Below are 21,826 nucleotides of genomic sequence, written 5' to 3' on the forward strand. Positions count from 1 at the left end.
ACCCTCATCTAACAAACCAAAGTATTTTGTTAATAACCCGTATTTTGTGTAAGGTTCGGGTTATTTCTGATTTCGGAAGTTGGGATTGGAAAAAGCAGGTTTTTTGTCTGCAAAGGCTGGTTTACACTCTTATTCACATGCCCAACAAAATTATCAAAGCCATTGGTGCTTTCGTTGTAAACTTTGCGCAGACGAAGCATATCAAACCAAAGAATGCCTTCATAACACAGTTCGTGCCAGCGTTCTCTCCAAACGGCTTCTTCAAAAGTAGTTTGGTTTAAACCCGCAAGGTCGCCTAATTGTGCTCTTTTTCTGATGGCATTTAATGCAGTGTAAGCTGCTGTATTGGGCGCACCATCAGCCCTGTTTTGGGCCTCTGCATAAATTAACAGTGTTTCTGCATAACGAATTTGCGGAATGTTAAGATCGCTACGGCTGGTGCCTTCTGTACCCAAAGTACCATTGGCTACAATATCGAAGTGTTTAAAAATATAAGGCTTGCCACGGTTAATTAGCGGCATTTTAAAACCATCGGTATAGTAATCGGTAAAGAAATAACCTTCCCTGTTTTTGGCGCGTAAATCGCCGGCCTCGTATGAGGTATAAAACTCACCGGTAGGTATAGCTGTGCCAATTCCATCAATTTTAGAAACCAATGGCTGGTGTAGTGGCAAATAAGACGATTGCAGGGGATTACCTGCGCCAGCTGCATCGTTGTACTGAACACCGAACAAATGCTCCAGCTTATTGTCGTTTTTGGCATCGTGTAGGGCAGCATAAGTTGGAAACAAGCCCAGCGTAGTTGGGTTAGCAGTTGAATAATCGATTACTTCTTTGGCTTTATCGGCAGCTAATTTATAATAAGCGGTTCCTTTATTGAGCGGTTGCCCTGCCATGGTGAGGTACACTTTGGCGAGTTCGGTTTTAATGGCAGCGGTTGATACACGCCCCGTAGCATCCATGTATGGCAATCCTGCGGCCTCGGCTAAAACCAAATCATCAACAATTTGCTTGTAAACCTGTTCCTGCGATGTTCTGGAAGGGGCAAAATTGGGATCGCTGGAACTGGTTATGGGCTTAAGGATTAAGGGTACATCGCCCCACAAACGTACCAGATAAAAATAAGCCCAGGCCCTAACAAAAGCAGCTTCGCCTAATATCCGTTTTTTCTGCGCGTTATCCATCGGGTTAATCCCCGGCACTTTATCCAGCACCAGGTTGGCCTGTGCAATTACCTTGTAAAAACCACTCCAGTTTTGATTAACATGTAGGTTGGTACCATCGTAAATTAACGAATAAAGGTTATTTAAATCCGAATTCTGTGCCGTTTCGGTCGATTGGATGCCTGTTGGCGCATCCAGCATCTGCCAGTTACTAGAGTAAATACCTGCTCCATTACCAATAAACCTAAGCTCTGAATAAACAGCCGCTATACCTGCTTCAGCATGCTCGGGTAGGTTATAAAAGCTAGTGGGCGAAAGATTGGTGGGGTCGGTCTCATCCAAAAATTTCTTACAGCCCACAGTACCTGCCAACACTCCACCCAGTAACAAAAGGGCGGCAATGTTTTTTATATTTAATTTCATTTTGATTCCTTTCTTTAATTAATGTTTATAATCCAATGTTTAAGCCCACGGTAAAAGTGGTTGGCTTTGGATAATCGAAAAATGTTTGCCCTTGTGCAAAGGCATTGCCATAAGTGGTTACCTCAGGGTCGTTACCGGTATACTTGGTAGCCAGGAAGAAATTCTGCACCGAAGTGTATACGCGGAGCTTGCTTAAACGCAATTTTTCTACCAGCGATTTGTTAAAAGTATAGCCCAGCAACAGGTTTTTACCCCGGATAAATGAACCATCTTCTACCCAGTGGGTATCTACGTTGGTTACATAACCCGCAGCCTGATCTCTGATAGCGGCAACAGGGGTATCCTGGTTTTGAGGTGTCCAGGCATTTAATACACTGGCAAAACTATTGGCTTGTACCTGTCTGTCTTCGCCCGAGTGATGCGTCATATTCAGCACATCGTTACCGTACGAGTATTGCAGCTCGACAATCAGATCTAAGTTTTTATAGCGGAATGAGTTCGAAAATGAACCCCAGCCCTTAGGTGCTCCGTTTCCAATAATCTGACGGTCGGCATCGGTAATGGCATGGTCGCCGTTTACATCGAGGTATTTAATATCACCCGGAAGCAAGGTTTTACCTCCGCGGTAACTTACATATTTAGCAGCCTCACCTCTTTCCGCTTCGCTCCAGGTACCTAAACGTACCAGCCCCCAGAATGAACCAACCGGCTCGCCAACCCTGATAATACCCGTTTGATTGGTAAAGTTAGGGTTACCTACGCCAAAAATATCATCGGGTGTCGCCAGAGCAAGTACTTTATTCCGGTTTAAAGAAATGTTGAAACTTGTTTTCCAGGTAAAGTTATCGGTTTGGATATTCACCGTATTAATGCCCAGATCTAAACCTTTGTTTTGCATCGAACCCACATTTTTCCTGATTACGGCATAACCTGTAGTGCGTGGAACCGGGGCATCGAGTAGCATATCGGTTGTTTTACGGTAATAAATATCGGCTTCTAAATTAATGCGGTTGTTAAATAAGCCTAATTCTAAACCTGCATCATATTGCGCGGTTTTTTCCCAAACCAAATCAGGGTTGGCCAACCGGCCGATGCCAATACCGGTTACGCGGGTATCGTTAATAATACCGAAGTTATTCACCAAAGTAGCTAACGACTGATATGCAGGAAGCTCAGAGTTACCGCTTAAACCATAACTGGTTCTGAATTTTAAATTGGAGATGGTTTTATTGCCTTTTAAAAATTCTTCATCCGAAATTTTCCAGGCCAGCGCCGCCGAAGGGAAAAAGGCAAATTTGTGGTTCTCGCCGAATTTCGATGAACCATCTACCCTACCCGTAATCGTTAATAGGTATTTATCTTTAAAGGCATAATTAATCCTTCCGAAATAAGAGTTAAAAGCCGAACGGTTTCTGCTCGAACCAACAGAAATAGATTTACTGCCCGAGCCCAGATTATTGTCGCCGTAAAAGTCGGTTACAAAATTTTCGGCATGACTGGTGTTACTGAAAAAACTTGTTGCCTGCCACGAAATACCCAATAAAGCATTAATAGCATGCGATTCGGCAAAACGCTTGTTATAAGTTAAATAATTCTCTAGCGACCAGAAAGTTTCGCGGTCATCGGTAATGTTGGCGGTTCCGTTTTGTCCGTCGGAGATACCATACAGTTGCTTGGCATTGTACTCGTTGGTATTTCTGGTAACAATATTGGCGCCTAACTGGGTACGAAACTCCAGGTCTTTGCTAAAACTGATTGAAGAATAAATGCTTCCGAGGGCGGTTTGGGTAATTAAACCATATTTCCTGTCCGTTAGGATATGTACGGGGTTGGAACCACCTTCAGCCCAGGGGATCAGTTTATTATCGCCCCATTTTCCGTCAGGCAGTTTCACAGGTAGGAAAGGAAAGGCTTCAGTAATCATTCGCACCGAGTTTAAGCCACCTGTGCCTTGATCTATAATGTTTTCGTCCTGGTTGTTGTAGCTTAAGTTACCACCTACTTTTAACCAGGGCTTAATTTTGCTATCGAAATTAAACCTGCCCGAATAGCGTTTTAAATAAGAGTTTAGTAAAAGTCCCTGATCATCGCGATAGCCTGCGAAAACGCCATAGGTATTGTTTTCGTTGCCACCTGTAAAACCCAGCTGGTGGTTTTGCGACAGTTTATTTTGAGTTGATTCTTTTAACCAGTCGGTATTGTACAGTGGATTTCCATTGCTATCGAAAAACTGTGGCAAGGCAATCCTTGCAGCTTTTGGCACAGGTGTAGAGGCATAGTTTCCTGCTGCCCAACCTACCGGATCGTACACTTTAATATTTTCGTAGGCCAGATCCTGCACTTTAACATATTCAAAGGCATCGAGCATTTCTACATGGTGGGCAGCAAGTGTATTGATGCCAAATTCTGCATCGTAGGTAACGCGTTGCGCATTGGCGGTACCTTTTTTAGTTGTAATTAAAATTACACCATTGGCACCACGCGCCCCATATATGGCTGTCGATGAAGCATCTTTCAACACCTCTACCGAAGCAATATCGCTGGGGTTGATGTAATCGATGGCATTACTGTTTTGCGTTTGCGACCCCACTGGAAGTGCTACCCCATCAACCACATACAAGGGGTTATTACTGGTATTGATGGAACTGAATCCCCTGATTTTAATGCTGGTTTGCCCACCTGGACGGCCCGAGTTGGTGTTTACCTGCACCCCGGAAATCCTTCCTGCCAGGGCCTGGTTTAAAGATGAAGCCGGACGCTCCTGTAATTCAGTGGCTTTTACTACCCCTACAGATCCTGTTAAATCTGTTTTTTTAACAGTACCGTATCCAATTACCACTACCTCATCGAGCTTGTTATCGGAAGCTGCTCCAAGTTTAATGGTGATGTTATTATCAGCACCAACTGTTACATCTTTGTTTTCGTAGCCAACGTAAGAGATACGCAATACGTCGCCAGGGTTTGCATCGATGCTGAACTTGCCCGCTTCGTTGGTAACTGAGGCTTTGCCCGATGTGATGTTTTTAACCCCAGCCCCAGGTATGGGCAGGTTCTTTTCGTCGAGCACTGTACCGGTAATTACCTTACGGTTTTGTACCTCTGCCAATGGTATTTTACTGATGGAAAGTTTGATGGGTTTCTCAGCATCCCGATGCCTGGAGAAGGCAGGGCCATTGAGCAAAAAAAGCACAGAAAGCCCTGTAATCTTTAGTAGATTGATTTTCATTAGGTTTTAGTTTAGTAAATGATGTTTGAAAAACGTTTTAGCTATTATCCAAAGATGATCTGATCAGGGTTATAATCAAGCTAATAAAAGGTACGGGCTACCATTTAACCTGTGTGTTGCAGACATACAGTCTTGTAAATTTATAGACAACTATTAAATCTGTTCACACCAGTTTATACTGCAAAACAAAGGCAGTTTACCCGGCTCATATCATATCTGGTTATTTTGATAAAACGATTTATCAACTCAATATTAACCATTATGATACAAATTCAAAAATTACTTTCTGCAACATAAATGTTACCAAAAAGTAAACCATAAAATACAGACTGATTAGGCTTACAATGTCAGTTTATTTTGATTGAAGACAAAAAGCACATCTGGTTCAAAATCATAGCCAGTGTTAATGCAGGCAAACTTTAGGCATAACAGGCAAATTTTCAGAAAATAAATGATAAAATTTTCTCCATGGTGATAGATTTGGGTGCTAATCCCAGCGTGCAGGTTTACCATTCCCTTATTGCTACTATTTCACCATATAAATCATTTCAGAACATTTAAGCATTGGATTTTATATTTCTTATATGGTAAAAATTTTCTGCCATTTACTTTCACCTTTCCAACAGTCTATCTCAGGTTCAATATTGCCCATTTCGGGTATAAATAGGTGGTTTAGGGAGCTGTTTTGAAGCAATTTTGTTTCAGAAACTTAAAAAAAGAAATATTATGAAACTTAAAATTGCAAAAAGAATTTACTGGATTGGTGCTGCATTAACAGCTTTATGGTTTGGCGCAAGTGGCATTTTTGAACTCACCAAAAATCCTATCGTATGGGATATCACGCTACAACTGGGCTACCCAGCCTACTTTATTTATGTGCTTGGGGTAGCCAAATTATTGGGCATTGCGGTTCTTTTAACACCAAACCGTTTGCTCCGTTTAAAAGAATGGGTATTTGCCGGGATATTTTTCGATATCATATTCGCTTTTTCTTCCAAACTCAGTGTTATTGGTGCCGCAGCAACAGTTGATGCCATTGTAGCCTTTGTTATGGTATCGGTAACCTACATCATGTTCCGCAAAATTTACCCAGCAACTTATTCGCCAGCTGTTGCAGAATAAGCAAACTAACTACACCCAAAATTTATTTAACCTGCATTGGATTTTAACCGGTGCAGGTTTGTTGTATTTGGCAACGATCAAAAACTCCTATTTACGACTTTTCTCTTAAGCGTTGCCGGTGTGCTTTGCCCCATTTTATCATTTCTAAAATAATGCTGCCAAAAGAATGGCAGTAATCCGTTGGCGAGTATTCGATAATCACTGGTGTATCATCAACCACTGTGCGTTTAATGAGTTGGTTGGCGCTCATTTCCTTTAACTCTTTAGAAAGCATACGCGTGGTAATGCCCGGAATGCTCCGTTCAATGTCACGAAAACGTCGATTTCCATTGCAAATAGAATTGATAATCGGGATTTTCCATTTACCACTTAAAACGTACAGGGTATCCTGCAAAGCCTGTATTTCTTCGTCCTGGTTGCGTGGACTGGATAAAATTTCGTTCGATTTCTCGAGTAGTTCTTTGTCGTTCATACTGGTATACTTCGTTATACTACTTACAAAAGTATACCAATATAGCTTTAATTTTGTTCAAACAAAAAAGTAATTCTCATGGAACATTTAAAAGGAAAAATAGCACTGGTAACCGGCGGAAATAGCGGCATAGGTTATGCCACCGCAAAAGAATTAAAAGCACAAGGTGCGGAAGTAATTATTACAGGCCGAAGAAAAACTGCGGTGGACGAAGCTGCCGCTGCACTTGGTGTTACCGGTATGATTGCCGACCAGGGTAGTGTAAATGATATAGAACAATTGGCTTTTGCAGTAGGGCAGCAATTTGGCAAAATCGATATCCTCTTTATCAACGCCGGCGTACTCGAAAATACTACGATAGAAAATGCAACCGAGGCAGCTTTCGATAACGTAATCGGCGTAAATTTTAAAGGAGCCTATTTTACCCTGAGCAGGTTTATTCCCCTGCTAAACGATGGCGCTTCTGTTGTTTTCCTATCATCGAACACCGCCAGTATGAATGCTGCAAATAGCTCTATTTATTCTTCAGGTAAATCGGCTTTAAATGCGGTTATGCGCATTGCTGCTACAGAACTGGCACCCCGTAAAATCAGGGTAAACAGCGTAAGTCCGGGGCCAACTGCAACAGAAATTATGAACAAAGCAGGCTATACACCTGAGCAACTGAGCCAGGTTAACGCGTGGATATTAGACCGGGTACCATTAAAGCAAATCGGTAAGGCTGAAGATGTAGCTAAAATGGTGGCTTATTTTTGTGGCGAGGCAGCAAGTTTTATTACGGGTGCTGAAATTGTAATGGATGGTGGCATGAGCTTATAATGGAAACAGAAGTTGCCAACTTATGGTAAAGCTACAATTTGGCAACTCTGCTCATACTGCATTACAAACAGTCATTCTTCCTGCAAGGTTCTCCCGACTAAAATTAATGCATTTCCTTTTCATACTCATATCAGAGCATAACTTGCTTACAGAATCCATCCGAAATTTACTCAGCAATCTCATCTGCTGCATATTCCCATTCAGCTGTGATATCGTTTCGCCAGGCACTCCAACCATATTGTAAGTGATATATTTCGTTTAAAGACGGATCGAGCCTAGTCAATTCTTCTAAACATACCAACCTGGCATCATCAAGGTTAGGTTCAATACTGGTATGAAACTGCCAGTCGCCGTCATCATTGTGATATACATATAGAATCGGGTCGCCTTCAAAAGCCTGTTTTGTGGTGTAAACACCCAAGTTTTTTTCTTCGTAAAATTTAAAATCAATATTGCGGTCTAAAAGCGGTTGCTTAAATTTCCAATCAGCATTAAAATTCTCTTCCCATGGAAATTTTTGCTGTTTATCTGGCCAGATCAGTTGCAGAACGGGAAAATCAAAATTCATATCATAGAACCATCCGGCGTACCCTAAATAACCGGGATAAAATGCTTTGTTCACTTCAACAAACTGAACCTGAAATCCTTCTAAAAAACCTGAATATAGTTTCCCAGTAGTTAATACCGCTCCATCTTTGATTAAATCACAAGCATGATTGATAATTGCAGACATCACATCGTTATGTAATCCGAAACAAATGATTTCAGGGTGCGCATATTTTTTATACAAGCCTATTGAGTAAACGAAACCCGGCAAATAATTATCCGCCTCGATTAAAGAAAGGTGACATCCAAAATCTTCTATATTGGCCAGTATAGCTTGTTTGGCCTCTATATCGTGGTGCTTATGCTGATCGTCCATAACGATGAAGTAAAATTTGGTGAGAAATATACACTTTTAACACCTAAAAGATTTAATCATTGGATTTTGTATGCTATTAAACATATGAGTTAAATCTAAAAAGCTGTAACCATGTTGAAAAACAAGCTACAGCCTCTTAATTTTACCTAGGCTGCTGTTGCGTAACGCAATGCACCATACCACCATTGGCAAAAAGGTTACGGCAATCAATCCCCACCACTTTTTTACCCGGATATAATTTTTGAATAATTTCGTTTGCTACCACATCATTCGGGTCGTTATAGTTGGGCACTAAAACGCGGTTGTTGGCAATGTAGTAATTGATATAGGATGCCTTACCTAAATTTTTACCATAAGTAGTCACCACGTCATTTTTAGTCAGCGGAACTTTTACAAAGTTATAACTAGTTCCTTTTTTATCGGTTGCAGCATATAATTTGTCTACATCAGCTGCAGGTACCTGCCAATAATCCAAATCAGCGGCATTCATGGTAATAATGGTCGAAGGGTTGGCAAACCTTGCAAATCCGTCGATATGCATGTCGGTAATATCGAGTCCTGCCTTGCCCTCGAGCCAGATAAATTTGCTGATGCCTAAATATTTGGTAAAAATGGCTTCAGCTTCCTGCAGGGTCATTCCCCTGTTCCGGTTTTTATTGAGGATAGAACTTTTACAAGCCATGAGCACGCCCTGGCCATCAACCTCAACACTTCCGCCCTCGTTAATCATCACCGAATTCAGATCTATTCGTTTAATCTGTTGATCGGCTGCTATTTTTGATGGTATAGCATTGCACTTGCTGTATGCGGCTTTTTCACCCCAACCGTTAAAGCCCCAATCCTGAATAAAAAGCTGACCATTTTTATCTTTTACATAAATTGGGCCGTTATCGCGCACCCATACATCGTCTGTCGGATAAACTTTAAAATCGATGTTACTCAATTGAACATCAGCCGATTGAAGTAAGACCATAATCCGACTTTTCTCGGTTTCATCATAAGCAATAACATGCACCTTTTCACTTAAAGCCAGTTCTTTTGCCATTGCAACCCAGGTGGCATCGAGCCTGTTGCGGTAAGTTGCCCCATATTGGTACTGGTGCGGCCATTGCAGCCAGGTACCTTCGTGTGGAGCCGATTCATCGGGCATGGTATAAGTAATTGTGCTATCTGCTGGTTTTGTAACTGTTTCTACTTCACCTTCGGTGCACGATAATAAAACTGCTGGTAATAACATCAGTATGATTCCCATTTTTTTCATGATAAGATTCTTTTTTTTATAGGGCAAAACTAGCCGTATAAAAAACTGCAAACTTGTCTCAAATTGACAAGTTTACTTTAATGGCAACAGTATGGCTGTTAACTGCTCTTCTTCCCGTTCGGTATTATCAACATGTTTAATGTAACGTTCAATAATGGGGTTCTGCGAAAATTCGAGTCCGCAATCTAAAATCCAGCCCGCATAAATTTTCTGGTAGGTATCATCGAGGGTATCATATTTTCCTTTGTGAAGAAATTGTGCATAGCGGCCTCCCATGATGATTTTGGAGGGTAGTTTCTGATCGGCTGCCGGTTGCGAAGCACAGGCATCGTACTTACAGGCCAGCTCATCTCTAATCAAAGGCTCATCGGCAATAATGCCAAAATATTCCGTCTCTCGTTGCGGAAATGTGTGCTTTACAAAATCGCTCCATAACTGCTCTATTTCGGGATTGGTATATTGAATAAAGGTACTTTTGTAATAAACTTTTAACGGAGGCAGGTACACAATTTCGGGCTTAAGCGTACCCCCTGCTTTTACCGGAGTAAGATTGGTAGTCCTAAACAATTGTACTTTGCCCGATTTGGCCAGTTTGGGCGAAATGCCGAAATGTTGTTTAAAAGCTTTTGAAAAGGAAGCCAAATTGGCAAAGCCAACTTTTAGCGCGATGGTGGTTAGGCTTTCTTTGGTATAAAGAATTAATTTATAGGCATTTTCTACCCGCAGCCTTTGCTGGTAAGCACCTATGGTTTCGCCGCAACTGTACTTAAAAATCCGCTGAATATTACGGTAGGAATAATTGGAAACCGCTTCAATTGCTTTGATCGAAATGGGCTGATCGTACTGCTGCTCAATCAGGTTGATGGTATTGTAAACACAATACAGGTTGGCAACATCAGCATTTATCATTATTTGAATGGATTGATCAATGAAATTTACTTAAAAACGGATCGTAAAAAAAGTAAAACGGCAGATTGTGCACGAAATTGTTAGCGCACCTTGGGGCTGGTAAAATTAACTACCTATGCCCTGTACACCTTAAGCTATCTTTTTGTAAACTGAAATATCAACCATACCATATTAACTCAACATTAACAATACCGCCATTTGCATTCAGGCAAATAACATCGCATTCAAAATCAAGCGTATACTAAATGAATACATTGACAAATATCAATACCTAAATAACAAAATAGCTTTAAAATTGTAATATTAGACATACAAAAATTTTGGTTTAAGCAAAAAAGATATACTTTTGTGGAAACAAACCAAACATGAAAATTGCCGCCTCTTTTACGCTAGTACTTTGTTTTATTGCGCTGTTTACCCATGCACAACATAAAGGTCTGATCCAGGTAAATCAAATGGCAAAAACAGGTGCAAACATGTTTGAAGTTTCAAATAAATTAAATGGCGATGCGCTGATTGACCGTTTAGCGGCACAAAGACGTGCTTTCAACAACAGCCGCAGCAATTCTGCTCCACAAGTGGCCAACCTGCCAAACCCCGAGCATATTTTCGACAGAAGCAGCCTAACCACCATTACTTTTGATGGTTTAGATTATTACATATTAAACAACCGTGTAATTGGCATTAAGGGATTGGAGCTATCGGATGAAGTTTTGGCGCAAATAACCGACAAACTATTGTTACTGGATAAAGTTCAGTACGACTACTGCGAAAAAGCGAATAAAGAATATTTAAACGCTAACACCAATTTTCAAAATATCAGAAACATGGACAGGTGGTTTTTTACTACCCTTAAAATATTAAACACTACTGTAAATGATATTGCTTCGTTTACCAAAAACGAAAATCCATCTTTATCGGTAGCCACAAACATCAGCAAAATGACCCAGCCCAATATCGATGCCTGGAAAGGAAAGCAAACTGATGAGGTGCTGGTGCAACTAGCAAAATAAACCAACAAACCAAACAAGAAGAAGCCCCGTTTATATTGAACGGGGTTTTCTGTTTAGTTAAAAATTGGTATCAGATATTTGCAGATCAACGAAACTCGCATCCGACCATTGGATTTGCAATGGCTTTCCTGCATCCATTATCGTCTCCTTGCTTACATCTTTTCCGCTGCCATAGTTAATTTGTGCAAAAGGATTTTTATCGATATTGAGGACCAGCAATAGCCTGCTTCCTTTACTTAACTGGCGGCTAAAAAACCTCGACCGGTAAAAAGGTATGGTTTCCGCTTTACCCGGAACGAGAAGCTTACGCTGAGCCATATCTTTGGCATAACTTGCGCGACCTAAAAAATACGAGAGCTGAAAATATTTGCCCTCAGGCGTAATTTCATAAAGCACGAGACCAACATCCATATCTTTTTTATTAATGATGGCCTTTAGCTCGCCTTTCAAATAACCACTTACCGATACCGCGTGGCTGAATGGTTTGGTTACAAAGAAAAGGCCATTTGTTTGATCAATTTCCTGCTTGATAATCTGGCTGGGATAATAATCGTTATTGAAAGTACGCCTGTCAGCCAAATCAACCTCTTGCCTGATAAAGGTTTCTTGCTGTGGTTTAATGTCCGATAAAAGACTGTTCTTTTCGGTTCCGCTGAGGTAAAACCTTACTGTATTTTCTTCTACCCGATCCATCGAAGGTACATGCTTCCATAGATTAGCCCCCATCACTTCGAAATTAATTTTATCCTTTATTAAGGCTGGTTTTGCTTTTCCCTTCAGTACATAATCCAGCCACTCAAAAGTGATTTGCCGCGTATTTATCAATGCAGCTGAATCAACCTGATACCCTTTTAGCAAAGGTTTACCTCCCAATTGCGCTCCAAAATGGTCGTACGGACCAATAATGAGATAATGTTCGGCAGCAGGCCTGTACTTGTAGTGCTCTCTCAAATATTCGAGTGCTGAAACCTGCCCGTCGTCGTAATAACCGGTAATGCTAAGCACCGGGATATTGATTTTTGCAAAATCATCATGGTAAGGTACCATGGCTTGCCAATAAGCATCGTAAGCAGGGTGCGAGATCCACTTTTGCAACCAGGGATTCGGCGTTCCATCCACGCTATCGATACGGTTATAGGCTGCTCCGCTCTCCCACCAGGCATTTCGCATGCGTTGCCATCTGGCATTATCTTTATTCACCACATCATCGGTGTATTTGTTATTGGTAACATGGAAGGCCCACTGGTAATTGGCATTTAAAAAAACATTGTTCTCCATGGGCAAACCCAATCCCGGAATAGCTGCAACGTAGGGCACAATGGTTTTTAAGGCTGGATGCAAATACTTGGTTGCCGCCCACTGTGCAAAGCCCGAAAAACTTCCGCCGTACATGCCTACGCGGCCATCGCTCCAGGGTTGGTTTACAATCCAGTCAATTACTGCATTCACATCGCGCGCTTCATGCTCGTAAGGTTCTGGCTGATCAGGACTCAACCGCTTACCCCGGGCATCGGCTACCATGCCAACATAACCCTGATCTGCGGCAAATTTAGCTTCTGCCAAACTTCTGTTCAGGTCAGAATAAATCAGATACATTAATGCACAGGGTAGCTTTGTGCTAACTCCTTTCTTTTGCACCACTACAGCCGAAAGTGTTATGCCATAACTGGTTTTAATTAAAACACTATCTTGAATAATGTAATTGGCGGTATCGGGCAAACTTAGTTTCTGTTGGGCGATACCAAATTGGGCTATTAAAAGGCATAGCAAAGCCATACCGAAAAATTTTCTGTTCATTTTCATGCTATTTAAATTTTAATTTATCTTTTTTGAAGGCTCCTGAACCTCACAGATTGGCGTTCTGATAATTGTACGGCAGTTCCTGAATGAAGTGTTACCAAAATTCTGCTTCCGGTATTTTCTACTGATGCTACATTATTGATATTGAACATCCGCTCTCTGGAGGCCCTGAAAAACATGGCGCAATCAGGGTTTTTCTCCAAGTTGTTCAGCGAGTTTTTCATCAACACCTGTTCTTTTCCATAGTAAAGCCGCACATAATTTTCTTCAGAAGTAATCAACTCAACTGTACTCCATTTTAAGAGGTGAAGCTTATTTCTGTCTTTAATAAAAAAAGTCGGCTCAAATTGTCCCTGGCAACGTTCAGTAACCATGTTTATGGCTTTCTCCAGACGTTCACTACGTACGGGTTTCATCAGGTAATCGAGCGCGCTTACCTCAAAGGCCTGAAGCGCGTAGGTATCGTAAGCGGTTACAAAAACTACCTGGGGAATGTGGCTCAACGATTCGAGCATTTCGAAGCCAGTTTTACCCGGCATCTGGATATCTAAAAAAATTAAATCGGGCTGTAAAAGTTCAATCATTTTTTGTCCTTGCTCAGCATCTGCCGCTTCGCCCAATACCACAATCTGCGGATAGGCCTTTAACATCCTGATCATTTCGGCCCGGGCCTGGCGTTCATCATCAATCACCAATGTTCTTATTGTTTTCATGCCATTGGAATAATTAAGGTTGCTAAAACATTTTCTTCATGCTGACTGATATTAAATTTAGCCGCTCCTTTGTATCCTATATCGAGCCTGTTTTTTAAATTTTCCAGACCAATCCCTGCATTTTCATTATCCAGTTCAAGCTTGCCAGGGTTAGTTACCTCCACGCATAAAAAATCTTTCTGCTGATATGTGGCAATAGTTACCTTACCACCTGTCAGCCTTTTGGCTATTCCATGTTTTACCGCATTTTCGACCAGCAGTTGCAAACTCAGCCGCGGAATACTTACCGATAAATCCGGAACATTGATTTGGAATTCAAAACGGAGCCTTTCTTCCATGCGCATACTTTCCAGCTCGAGATAATCTTTAACCAGTGCTATCTCTTCATCCAGGCGTACCATCATTGCGTTTCCGCGGTACAGGCTATTGCGCAAAATTTCGCTTAACAAATCTATTCCTCTCGCTGCACCATCAGGCCGGGTATAAATAAGCGATTTAACGGTATTGAGTGCGTTGAAAAGAAAATGCGGATTGAGCTGGCTGGAAAGATTATCGAGCTGCGCCTGCTTGAAACCCAACTGCAGCACGGCATTTTCATTGGCCAGTGCTACTTCTCTCCGGGCATAATGGTAAAGATGGTAAGCCAGCAACCAAATGGACATTAACCGGATACCGGCCATAAATATGCCCGAAATATTAGTAAGTGCAAACTGATCGAGATCCAGTCGTCCGCTATTTACAAACATGGTTCGCAAAAAATATACTTTTGGGATTGTACAGCAGGTATAAATAATGCCCATTACTGGAACTGCAATAAACATCCTAACCATCAGGCTATTTAAAGGCAGGAGCTGCCATTTATTGCTTTCGGCGAATAGTTTATAAAGATGGGTAATACCTGCATAAAGTATCACATCGGTTACCAGCTGAGCAAAACCTAAGCCCCAGAGAAACTGGCCGCTGGTAATGGCTACAAATGCCCAATAGAGCGAAGCGGTAGTCCACCCGATGAGCTGGCATTTCCAATACAATGAAATTTGAGTTCGTTCCATTATTTTTCTTTACAACAAAGCAATGCAAACTAACAGCAATATAAAAGATAAAGTACATGGACGCAAGAAAAGGGAGGATGAATGCGGCGGTAGCTGCTGATGCGCTAATTTAGCAGATGCAAAAGGGGTAGCACGGCCCCTTAAGTTAAGTGGTAAGATAAGAACTGAAAAGTTTGGGGTTAATAAAAATAACCCCAAACATGATGATACAAATTTTATTTTTTAGCACTTTCCATGGGATGCTCTTTCAGTAATTGCTCTGGTGAGTAAAAATCTTTTTTATTTTGAATAGCTTTTCTGATTGCTTTTACTTTCTCGGGCGAAATTGCAGTTCCCTTATTGCCAAATGAATTACGGACATAAGTGAGCACTGCCGCTACTTCCTGATCTTTCAGCAATCCGCCAAAAGGTGTCATCGGAACCTGGCCGGGGTATTTTTTGCCATTCACTTCAATTGGCCCCATTACTCCTTTCAACACGAGTTTGATCAGTCGGTCATCGCTTCCGTTTACCCAGTTATTAGGGGTTAGCGGTGGAAAGCCAGCAGCTGCGAGCCCTTTACCATCTGCCTGATGGCAGGTTTTACAATAGCCTTCTTTGTTATAAATAATTTTTCCTTCTTTAAACAAGGCAAGTGCCGGGCCAGTTAGTGCTGTTTTTTCATCCTTTTCTTTTCCTTCAGCTACATTTCTGCCATTTAAATGTGCTACAGCAGTTTGGTAGGCGGGCAACATCCAGCTATCCATTGGCAATTTATTCGCTTCGGCTAAAACAGGAAGTCCTTTGTCCTTACCAATCCACGATGCAGCAGCAATAGCCGTTAACCTTACCCTGCTATTTTTATCCCTCGCGGCTTCCATTAGCAAATTTGCCTGGTCAGGAAGCTGATGACCGGTATAACGTACCACTTCTACCGCAGCAGCTCTTACCCGATAGTCATTGGCTTTCAACAACTTTCTTAATAACGGTTGATTTACTTTGTTCATTCCCCAGCTTACCCAAAGCGCTTCGAGTAAATGATGTTCGTACCTGGTATCATTGGTATCCAGCTTGGCAACCCAGCTTGTCAGTTTAGCCAGCACCTCATTAACGTCACGCCCTCTTAGCTCACGGCGGGTGCGGTATCGGGTACGGTACTCGGGTAGTTTCAGGTGATCAAAAAGTTCTTCAATGCTTGCTCCGGCAATTTTAGCAGGTTTTACCAGGGGCCTGGATGGATAAGTAATGCGATAAATCCTGCCATGCGAGTGATCACGCAGGGGATCGCGGGCATTGTGCTGCATGTGCCCGATGAGGACATTGTGCCAGTCGATAACATATAAAGAACCATCAGGAGCAAACTCCAGATCCACCGGACGGAAATTAGGATCGTTACTCACCAGCAAATCCATACGGAAACGGCTTTTATAACCTGTACCGTCATCCTCCAGGGTATGCTCTTTTGTTCCCAAAAAACCAATGGTATTGTTGATCAGAAAGTCTCCCTGGTATTCGTCGGGGAAATGGCGGCTGGATACAAATTCAATACCCGATGTAGGCCTTACCAGGTGTTTTTCTTCTATCAGTTGTTTTGATTTAGGGTTAGCCTGTCCGTATCTGGGTAAAATTGTACCCGGAAGCATCCAGCGAAAATCAGGACTGGAAGTTTCGGCATAGAAAGGCTGCCCCCAATCATCAAATGCAATACCCCATGGGTTAGGAATAGCCATTTGTGCAGTGCGCTCTAATTTTCTGCGCCGCGAATCGTACCTGTAAAAACCGCCATTGGTGGCATAAATTGGCCCGTAAGAAGTTTCGATGTTGGTACGGAGAAATACCCCCTCACCTGAAAAAATGGCCCCGGATGGATCTGTAGTATAAGCATGACTACTGTGGTGAGAGTCATGGTCGTCAAAACCACTCAGCAAAATCTCTTTTTTATCGGCTTTATCATCTCCGTCAGTATCTGTAAGCAGAATAAAGTTATTTCCCTGGGCAACATATACCCCTTCTGAGGCAATCTCAAAACCGAGCGGTAAATGAAGTCCATCGGCAAATACGGTTTGTTTATCGGCTTTTCCGTCGTTATTGGTATCTTCCAGAATTATGATTTTGTCGTTGGGTTTTGCATCGCCAACTTTATATTGCGGGTAAGTAGGCATCACGGCCACCCACAAGCGCCCCTTATTATCGAACGACAATTGCACAGGTTTGGCCAAAAAGCTGAATTCAGTTTCAGAAGCAAATAGCTCTACCTTGAAGCCCGGCGGCACAGTTAAACTGTTTACGGCTTCCTGCCCGATCAGGTATTTAAGATTACCATTTTTTTTGCTGGGTGTATAATTGGTTTTAACCTCGGGCAAAACTGTTGTATGCTTATCGGCAGCTGCAACATCCATTTTTTGTCCTTTCGCTGCTGCCAGCCAAATGGCCGTATCCCTGATAACGGTCATTTCACGAATCTTTTTGATCTCTGCGGGGAAATTATCAGGCCCGTAAGGTTCATACCTTCGACCATATACATGCACCCCGTTAGGGATCTTAAAATCATTCAGCCACATCCAGTTTTTTTCCATTACAGCATCGTGCACCAGTTTCCGGTTATTTTCTGCTTCTGATGCCTTTTCTCCAAAAATCTGATCGGCAAGCAAAACCCCCAGTTTTTTATATCCTTCTTCGTTGAGTTGAGAACCATCAACGGTTAAGGGGCTCGGGGCATTTTTATACCACGCCAATGTTGGGTTAAATATATCAACAAAGCGAACCCTGTTTGCAGCCGCAATTTCTCTCATGGCATTGGTATACAGCAGCAGGTTTTCATTTTCCTTTTTACCGTCTGGCAAATCATACTGGGTTTTGCCCTTTACGTTTTCAAATGCAATAGGCGATACGATGACAAGCTCTGGCGTTGAAGTACCATTATATTTTTGTTTCAGTGTCCATTTGATAAACGCATCCAGTTCGGCTTTATAATTTTCGAGCCCCGCTGGTCCTTCAAAAGATTCGTTAAATCCAAAAAAGGAAATGATCACATCTGTTTTTAACCTGGTAAGCCATTGATCGGGTGTTTCAAAAAAGCCTTGACCCGGATCTTCCATTTCTAATGTGCCACCTGCATCTTTTCTTTTAACCAGGTTAGCACGCTCTACCTGAAACTTTTCGGCACCGGGAAACGCCCATGGAGAATTCCTGGCGGCATGAGGCCTGAAGCCGGGCGTTTCTGCCGGGTTGCACATATTGCGAATGAACAATTGTTGCGTGGGGAAACGGAGCTGCAATTCTGTTTCAAAATTATCGTAATTGATCATCCTCGAGCCCAGGTTATTGCCGATCAGGGCAATGCGTGTACCTTTAGCAACAGCAAGCGGCGAAGATTTATATTTAAAGGCGTTTATCAATATCATCGCAGGTACTAAGGCGATGAGGCACAACAGGCTGATTTTGATTATTCTCGTCATCTTTACACAAGTTTACTTAGCAACACGATAGGGTACCTGGATATCCATTTTACCTTTCCATTTCTTTGGTACCTTCAAACCTAATTCGTCATGAATGGCGTTAATTACAAGCCGTTGGAAAGCTTCAACCCTGAAATCTTCGGGATGCCCCATGGTGGTCATAAAAACCTTCCCACCGAAAGAATTGATGCCGGTCCAGGCGACAGGATTTTGTACTGCAGGCCTTTCGGGTTTCACCGCTGTGCCGGTAAGCAATGGAGTTGATCCGTTTGAAGGATAATCAGGCACCACATGGTACAACCATGAGCGAACGTGAAAATCTTTTGCCACGCCGGTAAGGATAGGGTTATTGGCTTGCGCGGGAATAACACTCACATCGGTACTGCTGGTGTGTCCGTAGTGTGTGTGTTTAGCCTTCCCTCCCCACCCCGGAGGCGCATTTAAGGCAAATTCGCCGAAAGCATTCCATTTTTCGCTGGGGTGCCCTTTGGGGAAATTAAACGCATGTGTAGTGGTACGAAAGCCCATTACTGGTTTCCCCGACTTCAAGTAGGTATCAATATGCGCAAGTTGTTCGGCAGGAAGTCTTCTCCAGCGCAAATAAAAAACAACTAAATCTGCATCTTTTAATATTTCCAGTCCGGGAATATTTTCTTCGCTATTGTGGTCGGGCGATGCCTTAAGTACAACTGTTCTCATGCCATAGTTCTTTTCAAGTTCTGCAGCAACAATGGGTAGCGTTTCTTCTCCACTATATTCATGATCGCCACAAACAAAAACAACCAGCGGCTTTTTAACTTTTTGCGCAGATGCCGAACAGCAAAAAATGGTACTCAGGGTTAATAAAAAACCAACACAAAAATTATTCATTTTATTAGGGATTAATGGTTATCAAATAAAGGAATCGCGATTATATACACTATTTAATTCAGCCGCTCCGCCACCAAGTATAGCGAGCACATTTTTCACAGTAAGCAGGCACATGCGTTGGTAGGTAGCAGCTGTAAGACTGGCAGTATGCGGTGTAATAAGTGCATGCGGATGCTGTACTACCGAAAGATTCTCCACCGGTGGTTCATCCGGCAGCACATCTGCGGCAAAGCCGGCAATGGTATTGGCATTCAGGGCATCGAGAAGTGCTGCATGATTGATCAGCGCTCCCCTTGCTGTATTGATCAGGAATGCTGTAGGTTTTATTAAGGCCAGTTGCGCTGCACCAATGATCTCATTCGTTTCCTGAGTTAAAGGAAGATGTAAACTAATAACATCCGATTGTTTTAAAATCTCGTCCATTGGCAGGTTCTGTGTTGTTCTACTCCAATACAGCACCTTCATACCAAAGGCCTCACCCAGTTTCGCCACACGTTTGCCTATATTTCCCATCCCCAATATACCCAGCGTTTTGCCATTCAGTTCATCGCCGGCATATTGATTACGCCAGTTCCAGTCATGCTGTTTAACACGTTCTACCGACTGATATAAATTACGCATTAACATCAGCATTAAGGCAAGCGTATGTTCGGCAATAGTGGCCGCATTACTGCCCGGCGCATTAACTACCCTTATTTTTCTTGCCGTCGCCTCAGCCACATCCACATTATCAAGTCCAACGCCGCACCTGGCTACCACCTCCAAATCCGGGCAACCATCCATCAGGTGCTTATCAATCTGTCCCTTGCCCCTGGTAATAGCTGCATGTATTTCTACGCGTACCAAAACCTCATTTAGCCCGTCTTCTGTATATCCTTCAAATACATTCGCATTTTCCTCCAGTAGAGCAAGTGCCTCATCCGCAATGGTTTCGAGTAACAATACGTTTTTCTTCATTACTTTTTATGGTATAAAGTAGCGTTATCAGATTTTAAGCCTCTGTAATCGTTCCTCTTCGAAACGTATAAGCCTTCTTCGTACAGTTCATCTTTAAAGATCTGCTCATCCACTTCCGACCCGGGGATAGAAGAAATTTCGACCAGGTTACCAGCGGGATCGCGCACAAACATCTGCATGGCTCCGTCAGGCAATTTCCTCACTTTTCCCCAGGGATTAATATCAATGGCATTCAATGCTTTCATACGAAAAAAAATGCTACTGAAATCGTCTACCTGCACACAAATATGCCCGCGAAAAGAGGTCTGGTCGTCCCATTCAGAAATATGCAGTTGTTGCTCATCATTAAACCTGAAAAACATTACAGGGTAATCGAACTGAAAAGCAGGAAGCGGCTCAAGGCCAAGTTCCTGGGTGTAGAACGCACCTGCTTTTTCCAGATTATCTACGATGAGCGTTACGTGATTAATTTTAAGTGCCTTTGCCATAATTAATTATTTTATACCGGCTGTTTAAACTGTTTTACAAAATCCCAGTCAGGCGTTAATCCCAATCCTGGTGCTGCAGGTGCAGCGATTTCGCCGTTAATTACATTAATTTGTTCTTTTACCAAATCGTACATCATGGGATTTCCTCCCAGAGAGAACTCAATAATTGTTGCCGCGGGCGAGGCAAACGCTACGGTTAACCCTGCCATGAAAGAAAATGCGGAGCCCCAGCAATGCGGTGCCAGCTCTACCTGGTGTACACTGGCCAGATGCCCGGCGCGCATGGCTTCTGATATACCACCGATAATGGCCGCATCGGGCTGAACAACATCTATAGCCCTGATTTGCAAAAGATCGTGAATATCAAAACTGGTATACTCACTTTCGCCTGCTGCAATGGGGATATGTGTAGCAGCCCTTACTTCTGCTGTTCCTTTTTTATTATCGGGACTTACCGGTTCTTCAAACCAATAAATGTTACAATCTTCTACCCCGCTGCAAAATTGTTTAGCCTCGGGTACGCTGAATGTGCCGTGCGCATCAACCATTAACTTAATGTCGGGGCCCAGCGCTGCTCGGGCTGCTTTTACCCTATCTATACTTTTCTGCACAGTATCGTCCATTACACCTACACGCATTTTCACTCCCCGAAAACCTTTACTCACATATCCGTTTAACTGTTCGCCTATATGGTTTACGTCTGCCCAACCTCCACTGGCGTAAGCAGGCATTTTCTCTCTGCAGGCACCGCCAAGTAAATCCAATACCGGAACGTTCAGCATTTTCCCTTTCAAATCCCACAGTGCGGTATCAATCCCACTCATGGCCGATACGGTAAGCCCCCGCCGCCCGAGAATAGGAAATTTTCGCCCCCTCGACAAGGCGTAGTGATCCCTTGTTCCATTATACATTTCTTCCCACAGCCGGGTAATGTCTTTTACTGACTTGCCCAGCAATACAGGCTTTAGTTCATTTTCGATGCAATTTACAATGGAAGCACATACACCGGAAGAGCCGACCGCAGCCTTAGCTTCTCCAAAGCCCTGCAAGCCTGTATCCGTTGTTATGACTACAAGGGTCATATCGAAATTGGTGAGGAGCCCGTAATCTGATATATGTTGTTTGGCTTCGGGTATGGGGCAACGTAACCAAAATGCTTCTACGTTTGTGATTTTCAAT

The 21,826-nt window shown here is 42.6% G+C and carries 17 protein-coding genes; 3 read left to right on the plus strand and 14 right to left on the minus strand.

Going from position 1 to position 21,826, the window contains the following annotated elements; translation table 11 throughout:
• Positions 1-29 precede the first annotated feature (29 nt).
• Both BLR37_RS20885 and BLR37_RS20890 read right to left on the minus strand, forming a co-directional pair.
• Positions 30-1,586 (minus strand): RagB/SusD family nutrient uptake outer membrane protein, encoded by a 1,557-nt coding sequence (locus tag BLR37_RS20885; RefSeq protein WP_090772017.1) that lies wholly within the window; start codon positions 1,584-1,586, stop codon positions 30-32.
• 25 nt (positions 1,587-1,611) lie between these two features.
• Entirely contained in the window at positions 1,612-4,812 is a 3,201-nt protein-coding gene (locus BLR37_RS20890) for a SusC/RagA family TonB-linked outer membrane protein (RefSeq protein WP_090772019.1), read from the minus strand.
• A 726-nt stretch (positions 4,813-5,538) separates the two neighbouring features.
• Between BLR37_RS20890 and BLR37_RS20895 the strand changes: the two genes are divergently transcribed.
• Positions 5,539-5,934 carry a DoxX family protein gene (locus tag BLR37_RS20895; RefSeq protein ID WP_090772021.1) on the plus strand — a complete coding sequence of 132 codons (396 nt, stop codon included), beginning with the start codon at positions 5,539-5,541 and terminating at the stop codon, positions 5,932-5,934.
• Positions 5,935-6,025: 91 nt separating this feature from the next.
• Here the strand turns inward: BLR37_RS20895 and BLR37_RS20900 are convergent, their stop codons facing one another.
• Positions 6,026-6,406, minus strand: coding sequence for a winged helix-turn-helix transcriptional regulator (locus tag BLR37_RS20900; RefSeq protein ID WP_090772023.1), 381 nt, complete (start codon positions 6,404-6,406; stop codon positions 6,026-6,028).
• 78 nt (positions 6,407-6,484) lie between these two features.
• On the opposite strand from BLR37_RS20900, the gene BLR37_RS20905 reads away from it, so the two are divergent.
• On the plus strand, positions 6,485-7,225 hold the full coding sequence (locus tag BLR37_RS20905; RefSeq protein WP_090772025.1) for an SDR family oxidoreductase: 741 nt from the start codon (positions 6,485-6,487) through the stop codon (positions 7,223-7,225).
• 166 nt (positions 7,226-7,391) lie between these two features.
• Here BLR37_RS20905 and BLR37_RS20910 read toward each other — a convergent pair whose 3' ends face one another.
• The 3 genes from BLR37_RS20910 to BLR37_RS20920 all read right to left on the minus strand — a co-directional run bounded on the left by BLR37_RS20910 (position 7,392) and on the right by BLR37_RS20920 (position 10,317).
• On the minus strand, positions 7,392-8,147 hold the full coding sequence (locus tag BLR37_RS20910) for a DUF4262 domain-containing protein (RefSeq protein WP_090772027.1): 756 nt from the start codon (positions 8,145-8,147) through the stop codon (positions 7,392-7,394).
• Positions 8,148-8,289: 142 nt separating this feature from the next.
• Complete coding sequence (locus tag BLR37_RS20915) at positions 8,290-9,408, minus strand: agmatine deiminase family protein (RefSeq protein WP_090772029.1); 1,119 nt, start codon at positions 9,406-9,408, stop codon at positions 8,290-8,292.
• 72 nt (positions 9,409-9,480) lie between these two features.
• Positions 9,481-10,317, minus strand: a complete 837-nt coding sequence (locus BLR37_RS20920) for an AraC family transcriptional regulator (protein WP_244154724.1) — start codon at positions 10,315-10,317, stop codon at positions 9,481-9,483.
• A gap of 365 nt (positions 10,318-10,682) precedes the next feature.
• Here BLR37_RS20920 and BLR37_RS20925 point away from each other — a divergent pair, with 365 nt between their 5' ends.
• Positions 10,683-11,330, plus strand: coding sequence for a hypothetical protein (locus BLR37_RS20925; protein WP_090772031.1), 648 nt, complete (start codon positions 10,683-10,685; stop codon positions 11,328-11,330).
• A 57-nt stretch (positions 11,331-11,387) separates the two neighbouring features.
• On the opposite strand, the gene BLR37_RS20930 is transcribed toward BLR37_RS20925, so the two are convergent.
• The 8 genes from BLR37_RS20930 to BLR37_RS20965 all read right to left on the minus strand — a co-directional run bounded on the left by BLR37_RS20930 (position 11,388) and on the right by BLR37_RS20965 (position 21,825).
• Positions 11,388-13,127, minus strand: coding sequence for a CocE/NonD family hydrolase (locus BLR37_RS20930; RefSeq protein WP_090772149.1), 1,740 nt, complete (start codon positions 13,125-13,127; stop codon positions 11,388-11,390).
• Positions 13,128-13,150: 23 nt separating this feature from the next.
• Positions 13,151-13,843, minus strand: coding sequence for a LytR/AlgR family response regulator transcription factor (locus BLR37_RS20935; protein ID WP_090772033.1), 693 nt, complete (start codon positions 13,841-13,843; stop codon positions 13,151-13,153).
• Positions 13,840-14,895: a sensor histidine kinase gene (locus BLR37_RS20940; RefSeq protein ID WP_090772035.1), complete on the minus strand. Its 1,056-nt coding sequence runs from the start codon at positions 14,893-14,895 to the stop codon at positions 13,840-13,842. The genes BLR37_RS20935 and BLR37_RS20940 overlap by 4 nt, the downstream gene beginning before the upstream one ends.
• A gap of 215 nt (positions 14,896-15,110) precedes the next feature.
• A complete protein-coding gene (locus BLR37_RS20945; protein ID WP_090772037.1) occupies positions 15,111-18,332 on the minus strand; it encodes a PVC-type heme-binding CxxCH protein in 3,222 nt (1,073 codons plus the stop codon).
• Between the two features lie 12 nt (positions 18,333-18,344).
• Positions 18,345-19,202 carry a ThuA domain-containing protein gene (locus BLR37_RS20950; protein ID WP_090772039.1) on the minus strand — a complete coding sequence of 286 codons (858 nt, stop codon included), beginning with the start codon at positions 19,200-19,202 and terminating at the stop codon, positions 18,345-18,347.
• Between the two features lie 21 nt (positions 19,203-19,223).
• Complete coding sequence (locus tag BLR37_RS20955) at positions 19,224-20,159, minus strand: 2-hydroxyacid dehydrogenase (protein ID WP_090772041.1); 936 nt, start codon at positions 20,157-20,159, stop codon at positions 19,224-19,226.
• Complete coding sequence (locus BLR37_RS20960; protein ID WP_090772044.1) at positions 20,159-20,647, minus strand: VOC family protein; 489 nt, start codon at positions 20,645-20,647, stop codon at positions 20,159-20,161. The genes BLR37_RS20955 and BLR37_RS20960 overlap by 1 nt, the downstream gene beginning before the upstream one ends.
• An 11-nt stretch (positions 20,648-20,658) precedes the next feature.
• The gene (locus tag BLR37_RS20965) at positions 20,659-21,825 is read right to left on the minus strand and encodes a mandelate racemase/muconate lactonizing enzyme family protein (RefSeq protein ID WP_090772046.1); all 1,167 of its coding nucleotides are present in this window, start codon (positions 21,823-21,825) and stop codon (positions 20,659-20,661) included.
• Position 21,826: the final 1 nt, after the last annotated feature.

It is taken from the genome of Pedobacter soli (assembly GCF_900101435.1).
Classification (GTDB): Bacteria; Bacteroidota; Bacteroidia; order Sphingobacteriales; family Sphingobacteriaceae; genus Pedobacter; species Pedobacter soli.